The sequence below is a fragment of the Acidobacteriota bacterium genome, from assembly GCA_034211275.1.
In the GTDB taxonomy this organism is placed as follows: Bacteria; Acidobacteriota; Thermoanaerobaculia; order Multivoradales; family JAHZIX01; genus JAGQSE01.
In genome coordinates this window covers 1-8,330 of record JAXHTF010000260.1, presented here as the reverse complement: position 1 = coordinate 8,330, position 8,330 = coordinate 1, and the positions used below count along the sequence as shown (strand labels likewise).

6 protein-coding genes are annotated in these 8,330 nt (G+C 66.5%); 3 read left to right on the top strand and 3 right to left on the bottom strand.

All coding sequences use genetic code 11. The features are described from left to right. Positions 1-795 (top strand): glycosyltransferase (locus tag SX243_24090; protein ID MDY7096068.1); only part of this gene is annotated, 795 nt, incomplete at its 5' end. On the opposite strand, the gene SX243_24085 is transcribed toward SX243_24090, so the two are convergent. From SX243_24085 to SX243_24075, 3 genes are all read right to left on the bottom strand, one after another. Then, a complete protein-coding gene (locus tag SX243_24085; GenBank protein MDY7096067.1) occupies positions 725-1,378 on the bottom strand; it encodes a DUF6702 family protein in 654 nt (217 codons plus the stop codon). The two genes, SX243_24090 and SX243_24085, sit on opposite strands and share 71 nt — an antisense overlap. Continuing rightward, complete coding sequence (locus SX243_24080; GenBank protein ID MDY7096066.1) at positions 1,375-3,744, bottom strand: M1 family metallopeptidase; 2,370 nt, start codon at positions 3,742-3,744, stop codon at positions 1,375-1,377. Before SX243_24080 ends, SX243_24085 begins: the two co-directional genes overlap by 4 nt. A 227-nt stretch (positions 3,745-3,971) precedes the next feature. Beyond that, entirely contained in the window at positions 3,972-6,041 is a 2,070-nt protein-coding gene (locus SX243_24075; GenBank protein ID MDY7096065.1) for a S9 family peptidase, read from the bottom strand. 248 nt (positions 6,042-6,289) lie between these two features. Here SX243_24075 and creD point away from each other — a divergent pair, with 248 nt between their 5' ends. Further along, positions 6,290-7,720, top strand: a complete 1,431-nt coding sequence (creD, locus tag SX243_24070) for a cell envelope integrity protein CreD (protein ID MDY7096064.1) — start codon at positions 6,290-6,292, stop codon at positions 7,718-7,720. Positions 7,721-7,761: 41 nt separating this feature from the next. Beyond that, positions 7,762-8,223, top strand: coding sequence for an NUDIX domain-containing protein (locus SX243_24065; GenBank protein MDY7096063.1), 462 nt, complete (start codon positions 7,762-7,764; stop codon positions 8,221-8,223). The last annotated feature ends 107 nt before the right edge of the window (positions 8,224-8,330 follow it).

The following is an 8,330-nucleotide window of genomic DNA, read 5'->3' as shown; positions in this document are numbered from 1 at the left end:
CAGGGGCACGAGGTGCGCAGCATGGAACAGCTGGTGGCACCCATGGCGCAGATGCCGGAGCTCATCGCCTGTCCTCGGGAGCTGGATTTGCCCGGCATCGAGCGGACGGGACCGGTGGCCCACATCGAGCCCTGCATCCGCGCAGCGGAAACCCCGGACGCCAGCTTCCCTTGGGACCAGCTGCCCAGCGACAAAGAGCTGGTGCTGGTCTCCCTGGGCAGTCAGACGGAGGTCTATTTGGAGCCGGCGCGGCAGCTCTACTGCAAGCTCTTCGAGATGATGCGGGCGGCGGCGGACGAGCCCTGGCATTTCGTCATCTCCGTGGGCAAGGACTTCGACCCGGCGGAGCTGGGCGCCACCGTCGGCGGCGAGACCCCGGACAACGTCACCATCTGCCGCTGGCTGCCGCAGCTCCAGCTGCTGGACCGCGCGGCGCTGATGGTGGGCCACGGCGGCCTGGGGACGATCAAGGAATGCGCCTACTTCGGCGTCCCCATGGTCATCGTACCCCTGTCCCGGGATCAGCCGGACAACGCCCGGCGGGTAGAGCACCACGGCTTCGGTCTGGCCTTGGACCCCGCCACCGCCTCGGTGGAGACTCTCCTGGAAGCGGTGCGCCGCGGCCTGGAGGACGGCGACATGGCGGCATCCGCCCGGCGTCTGAAGGAGGTCTTCCGCAGGGCGGAGGACGAGCAGCGCGGCGCCGTGCTGCTGGAAGGAATCCTCAGCGGGGAGCGTCCGATGGTGGCGGCGGTGGCGGCCAGCGAATCTCTCGCTCCGGGCTTCGCGGGGTGAGGGTGACGGTGGTGCGCCGGTCGCCGAAGCGCAGGATCACCGAGTTGGTCTGAGTCGGCTCGAGATCGAGGAGCAAGCGGTTGGCGACGGTGATGCTGTCGAGGGCGGAGCCTTCCCGGAGCCGCTCCGGCGCTGCGCCGAGGTCGAGCTCGAAGTAGAGCCACACCGCCTTCACCGACCCCTCGCTGCCCACCCAGTGGAGGGCCGCCGGGGTGCCGTCGGCGGTGGTGACGGTGAAGGCCTCCCGCACCAGGTCCGCGAGGAGCTCGTCGCGGGTGGGTCGCTCCGCTGAAGCCGGATCGGAGCTCTGCTCTCCGTGGGCCTCTCCGGGAGCTTCTATCGGCCTTCGGCGTTCCCGTGCTTCCAGCGCCCGCACCAGGTCTTCCGGCAGCATGCGCAAGGCCACCTCGAGACGTCCGGTGGCGGCGTTGAGCTCCATCTCCGCCAGCGTGACGTGGTAGGGGTGGGCACTGGCGGGTAGGCTCCCCAGGACCCCCAGGAGAAGGGCTCCCAGGCGAAGGGCCCCCAGGAGAAGGGCTGCCGCGAGGAAGGTCTGCCGTTGCGATGCGACCCTGGCGATCACCGCCTGCGCCCGCCGCCCTTCTTTGTTTCCGCCGCTTCCTGCATGGGGTTCTTTTCCTGCTCGTGCTTGAACAGCTGGAAGCGGGACTTCACCGCCTGCTTGGGCCAGTGGTTGTTGTCCAGATCGATGTCGGCGGTCTCCCGGTGGGGATCGAGGACGATGGAGACGATCTCCTGCTCCCGCACCAGGAGCTTGCGAACCCGCTCCGGATCGTGGCGCCAGATCTCCGCCGGCAGACGAAGCTCTTCGCTGCTGCCGTCGGTGTATTCGATGGCCAGGATCGCGGGCATCACCAGCCCGCCGACATTCTCCAACTCGAGGACATAGAAGCGGGCGTCGGTGGCCAGTAGCTCTCGTTCGCTCGGGTCGAGATTCTCCAGCAGCTTCTCGTACTCGCCGCGCTGGCTCTCGGTGACGGCGTAGCGGTCGTATTCGTCGGTGTAGAAATCCCGCAGATCGGGGTGGCGGTCGATGCGCCGGGTGATGTCGCCATTGCGCTGCTCGGTGATGCTCTCCGGCTCCTCCTCATCGCGCTGGCGCCGGCGCTGATTCTCGACCTCCGGATCACGGGTGTCGAGCTCGTAGAGGTGCAGATCGGCGATGCCCAGGTCCACCGCGTCGGTGGTGTAGAACCAGCCGCGCCAGAACCAATCCAGATCGACCCCGGAAGCGTCCTCCATGGTGCGGAAGAAGTCCGCTGGCATGGGGCGCTTGAAGCGCCAGCGCCGGGCGTACTCGCGGAAGGCGAAGTCGAAGAGCTCGCGGCCGAGGATGGTCTCCCGCAGGATGTTGAGGGCGGTGGCGGGCTTGGCGTAGGCGTTGTTGCCGAATTGCAGCAGCGATTCCGAGTTGGTCATGATGGGCACCTGGTCGGTGCTGCTCATGAACTCCACGATGTCCCGGGCCTCCCCGCGGCGGGAGGGGTAATCCGCCTCCCATTCCTGCTCACTGAGGAATTGCAGGAACGAATTGAGCCCTTCGTCCATCCAGGTCCATTGGCGCTCGTCGGAGTTGACGATCATGGGGAAGAAGTTGTGCCCGACCTCGTGGATGATCACCGAGATCAGGCCGTACTTCGACAGCCGCCAATGCTGCCGGTCTTTGCCGGCGCCATCCCAATAGGTGCCGTCGTCGTCGGTGCGCGGCCCGTTGAAGCAGATCATCGGGTACTCCATGCCCCCCACCGGGCCGTTCACCGAGATGGCCACCGGATAAGGGTAGGGGAAGGTGTAGCGGGAGTAGACCTCGAGGGTGTGGATGATGGCGTGGGTGGAGTAGTGGCTCCACAGCGGCTCGGCCTCGTTGGGATAGAGGGACATGGCCATCACCCGGTTGCCCCCTTGCTCGATCTGCTGGGCGTCCCAAATGAATTTGCGCGAGCTGGCGAAGGCGAAGTCGCGGACGTTCTCGGCCTGGTAGATCCAGGTCTTCTCGCCGCCGGGGCGGCTGGCCTCGTTGGCCTCCGCCTCCTCCTGGGTGACCACGAAGACCGGCTTGTCGGCGCTTTCCGCCTGCTCCAGCCGCCGGCGCCAGGCGGGCTCCAGGACCTCGTCGGGGTTCTGCAGCACGCCGGTGGCGGCCAGCACGTGGTCGTCGGGGACGGTGATGTGGACCTCGTAATTCCCCAGCTCGAGGGTGAACTCACCGCGCCCGAGGAATTGTTTGTGCTGCCAGCCGCCGGAGTCGGTGTAGGCGGCCATGCGTGGGAAGAATTGGGCGATCTCGTAGATGTAGTTGCCGTCCTCCTCAAAGTATTCGTAGCCTGATCGTCCGCCCATGGTCTTGGCATCGTTGAGGGGATAGCTCCAATCCACCTCGAAGGAGGTGCTCTTCCCGGGGCCCAGGGGCTCCGGCAGGTCGATGCGCATCATGGTTTCCACCTCGGCGTGGGGCAGCGGCTTTCCGGCGGCGTCGGCGACGCGGTGGATGGTGATGCCGCCGCGGAAGCCGCGCCGGGAGAGGATCTCGGCGAAATCCTTGTACGAGAGATCTTCGAAGTCCGGCGCCAGGGTCGCCAGGGCGCTGATGCGCTGCGGATCGAAGAGATTGGGATCGAGTTGCATCCACAGATAGCGCAGGGTGTCCGGCGACTGGTTGTGGTAGCTGACGGTCTCGGAGCCTTCGATGCGCTGCTCCTCGTCGTCCAGGCGGATTTCCATGCGGTAATCCGCCCGCTGTTGCCAATAGCCGTGGCCCGGCGCGCCGGAGGCGGTGCGATAAGCGTTGGGAGTGGGCAGAATCTCTTCCAGCTGGCGAAATTTGTCGCGGCTGAAGTCCTGCCCTGCGGCGGTCTTCGGTGGGGCCAGCACAGCGGCGACGAGAAGCAGGCTCAAGACGAGGACGAGGCGCGGACGAGGTGACGGCATCGGGACTCTCCCAGGGGGGATTGCAGTGAGACTAGGCATCCTAGCAGCCTGGGGCACAAGTCAGACGCCGAGAAGCGCCGGCTTTGGCTTGCGGTGGGGGCTCAGAAGCCTTTTCCAGGAGAGGCCCTTGGCATGAAAGAAGCACAGCCAAGAAAAGCCCAGCCATGAAAAAAAGCTCCCCCGGGGTGGGGGAGCCTTGATTCGGTGGTCGAGAACGAAGGAGGAGGTCAGGAGTCGCCGTCGGAGCTCCCGTCCATCTTCTTCCCTTCCTCGGCGGGCTTCTCCGTCGCCACCGGCTCGGGCTTCACGTGGTCCGTCAGCCATTCCTCCTTGGAGTGGTACCAGTGGATGGAATTCTGCGGCTTGAGGATCCAGTGGTTCTCGTCCGGGTAGTAGATCAGCCGGCTCTCGACGTCGCGGTTCTGCAGCGTCTGGTAGAGCTCGATGCCGTGGTTCAGGGGCACCCGGAAATCCTGACCGCCGTGGATCACCAGGGTCGGCGTGTCGAAGTTGCCGGCGCCGAAGTGGGGGGAGTTGCGCTGGTAGACCTCCGGGCTCTCCCAGAACTCGCCGTGGCGGCGCTTGCCGCTGCCGTAGTCGGCGGCGTATTGGGTGAAGGAGTTGTACACCGCGGCGTGAGCGATGAGGGTCTTGAACGGATGCTCCCGCCCCAGGATGACGGAGGTCAGATAGCCGCCGTAGCTGCCGCCGCCGGCGGCCATGCGGTCGCCGTCGATCCACGGCTTGTCCGCCAGCAGCTGGGCGGCGGCGAGGGTGTCCTGGTACGGCATCTCGGCCCGCTCCGGGTTGATGGAGTCGGCGAAGTCCTGACCGAAGCCGCTGGAACCGTGGAAGTTGTGCCAGGCGGTGACATAGCCCCAGCCGGAGAAGACCTGGGCGTTCCAGCGCCAGTGGAAGCTGTCGTGGATGCCGTTGTGGGGACCGCCGTGGATCAGCAGGTAGAGGGGCCACGGCTTGCTCTTGTCGAAGCCCGGCGGGTAATTGATCCACATCTGGATCTCATCGCCGTTGGCGCCGGTGTAGGTGACGCTCTCGTAGGTGCCGAAATCCACTTCGGCGAGGACCTCGTCGTTGAAGTGCGAGAGCTGGGTGGCCTCGCCGCTGCCGGCGTCCACCCGCACCAGGGTCGGCGGCTCGAGGAAGCTCTGGCGCAGGGCCACCACCACCGGTCCGTCGCCGGCCACCGCCAGGGAGCTGAAGGTTTTCTCGCCGGTGATGGCGGCGGGGGCGCCGCCCTCCACGTCGATGCGGTAGATGCGGCGGTTGCCGGCATCGTCGATGGCGCCGTAGAGAGCTTGGCTGTCCGGAGCCCACACCAGCCCGGAAGCGGAACGGTCCCAATCCTGGACGCCGGTGCGCTGGCGGTTGGTGCCCTGCTGGCGGTCGTGGAGCACCAGGCGCAGGGTGTCGGCGTAGAAGCCGTTGATCTTCTGGCGGGTGAAGGCGAGCCATTTGCCGTCGGGGCTGTAGAGGGGGCTGTAATCCTGACCGCGATTGTCCTCGGTGAGGTTGCGCGCCTCGCCGCCGCCGGCGGGGACGACGAAGATGTCGAAGTCGGGATCGGTCTGATCGTTGAGGCTGTCGGCGGAGAAGGCGATCTCGTCGCCGTTCGGGGAGATGTCGTAGGCGTCGCTGCCGGCGCCGGTGCGGTCGAGCTCGAAGCCGGTGCCGAGGGTCACCGGCTGGACGCTCTTGCCGTCGAGGGTGACGGTGTAGAGGTGGGCCTGGCGGTCGTCGATCCAATGATCCCACCAGCGGATGATGGCGTTGTCCCACTGCTGAGCGGTGACCTTCGATTCTTCCTTCTCTTTCAGCCGTTCGGCCATGGCCTCCCAGTTCTCCGCATCGGGCCAGACGCGGGAGATGAAGGCCAGCTTCTTGGAGTCCGGGAACCACTTGGGGGCCGAAACCCCGGTGGGCACCTCGGTGACCCGGCGGGCCTCACCACCGGCGGTGGGGAGCACGTAGAGCTGGCTCTGCTCGTCGTCGCCGCGCTTGGAGACGAAGGCGATCCACTGGCCGTCGGGGCTCCACACCGGGCTGCTGTCGCTGGCTTCGTGGGTGGTGAGCTGGCGCGCCTCACCACCGTCCGTGGGGATCAGCCAGAGGTCGGTGTAGCCCTTGTCTTCCTCCACGTCGTAGCGCGTCACCGGCAGCACCGCGGCGCTGCCGTCGGGGCTCAGGCTGGGAGCTCCCAACCGCTGCATCTGCCACAGGGTTTCGGCGGTCAGGGGCTGGACATCCTGGGCGGAAGCGAAGGAGGTGGAACCGGCCATCAAGAAGGCTCCTAGGACAATGAATAGGGTTCGTTTGAGCATGACTACGTCTCCGTCACCGTTGAATGATGCTGGGGAGTGGGTGCTGCGCAATGATTCGCGGACCCGAGAGTATTGAGAATACCAGACGCTCCGAGAAGGTGAGGTGGACTCGCTTCGCCCCACCGTGCCTCCATCTCGCCATCTTTCCTGCCTCCTGCCGCCGGATTCGGCTGGTCTGATGCCGGCCAACAAGGGAGGAATGAACGATGGACAACGAGACCTGGAAGAATCCTATCCGCCGCTTCGGTGAATCCGCCTTCGGCAAACTCTTGATGCTTGGCTTTCTGCTCCTGCTCTTGCTCTTGCCGGTGGCGCGGATCACCGCGCTGGTTCACGAGCGCATGAGCCGGCAGGCGCAGGTGGCCTCGGAGATCACCGCCAACTGGGGCCGCTCTCAGAGCCTCACTGGCCCCGTGCTCTCCATTCCCGTATGGCTGGCGCCGCCGGAGGAAGCGGAGGCGGCAGCGGGTGGTGGCTGGGTGCCGGCGGTGGAGGAGGCCGCCCTGGACGGGGCGGCGCGCAAGGCCGACGACCCGGCGCCGGTGTGGCGGCGCCACATGGTCCACGTTCTGCCCCAGGAGATCAACTGGCGCGGCAGCCTGGAGCCGGACGTCCGCTATCGGGGCCTCTTCGAGGTGGTGGTTTACGAGGCGCGGATCCAGGCTTCCGGCACCTTCGAGATTCCCTCGGTGGCCGGCGCCGGCGCTCGCCCGGATTGGAGCGCCCTGCAGCTGAACCTGGGGATCTCCGACGTTCGCGGTCTGCAGCAGCGGGTGGAGCTGCAGTGGGACGGCGAGGAGCTGGAATTCCAGCCCGGCGCGCCGCGGACGGCGGGAATCTCTGGTGGCATCCATGCGGAGCTGCCGGAATTGGCAGCAGCCCAAGCCGAGCCCGGAACCCTCGTTCCCTTCGCTTTCGAGCTGGTGCTGCGGGGCTCCGGGGAGCTCTTGGTCCAGCCCCTGGGGGAGAGCACCCATGTCGAGCTCGCCGGCCCCTGGACGTCCCCGGGTTTCGTCGGCGCCTTCCTGCCCACCGAGCGGCAGATCGATGACGACGGCTTCACCGCCGTCTGGCAGGTGCCCAACTTCGGCCGCGACTTTCCGCAGCTGTGGTGGAACGACGTGGTCAATGGCCAGGAGCTGGCGGCGGCCGGTTTCGGCGTCGAGCTGGTGCTGCCGGCGGACGCCTACCAGCAGACCGAGCGCTCGGTGAAGTACGCGGTGCTCTTCATCGTCCTCACCTTCGGCACCTTCTTCCTGCTGGAGCTGCTCAGCCCGGTGCGTCTGCACGCGGTGCAATACCTGCTCATCGGCTTTGCTCAGAGCCTTTTCTACGTCCTGCTCCTGGCCCTCGCTGAGCATCTCGGTTTCGGCCCCGCCTACGCCCTCGCCGCCGCTGCCACCGTTGGCCTCATCGCCGTCTACTCCCACAGCATCCTCGCCGGCCGTAGGCCCGCCCTCGCCGTCTTCGGCTGCCTGGGCCTGCTCTACGGCTACCTCTACATCCTCCTCCAACTAGAGGACTACGCCCTCCTGGTCGGCGCCCTAGGCCTCTTCGCCGCCCTCGCCGCCCTGATGCTGGCCACCCGCAAGCTGGATTGGTTCACGCTGCGGTTCGAGGGCGCCGCTCAGCGGTAAACAGCCCGCCGGGTTGTCCCGAGCAGCGATAAGCTTCCTCCATGCCCAAGATCAGTGCCGGCCTGCTGATGTTCCGCCGCCGGGATGCTCCGGAGCTCTTTCTGGTCCATCCCGGCGGACCGTTCTGGGCCAAGAAGGATCGCGGAGCCTGGTCCATCCCCAAGGGCGAGGTGGCGGAGGGGGAGGATTTGCTGGCGGCGGCCCGGCGGGAGTTCGAGGAGGAGACGAGCTTCGTGCCCTTGGGACCCTTCTTGCCTCTCCCGCCGGTACGCCAGAAAGCGGGCAAGGAAGTGCACGCCTGGGCCTTCGAGGGCGATCACGATCCTGCCCGGCTGGTGAGCAACCTCTCGATCATCCACTGGCCGCCGGGTTCTGGGAAGACGATGGAAATCCCGGAGATCGATCGCGGCGGATATTTCTCTCCACAGGAGGCGCGGGAGAAGCTGAATCCGGCGCAAGCGGAGTGGGTGGACGCCCTGATCGATGTCTTAGGAGCTTGCTGAAAAACCCGCGTCGCGCTCCGAACGGCTCTTTTCGGCCGAATCTTCGTTGTCGAACCTCGACGATTCCCGAATCGCCTGCGGTTCTCCGCCTTGATTCTGCTCGAAAA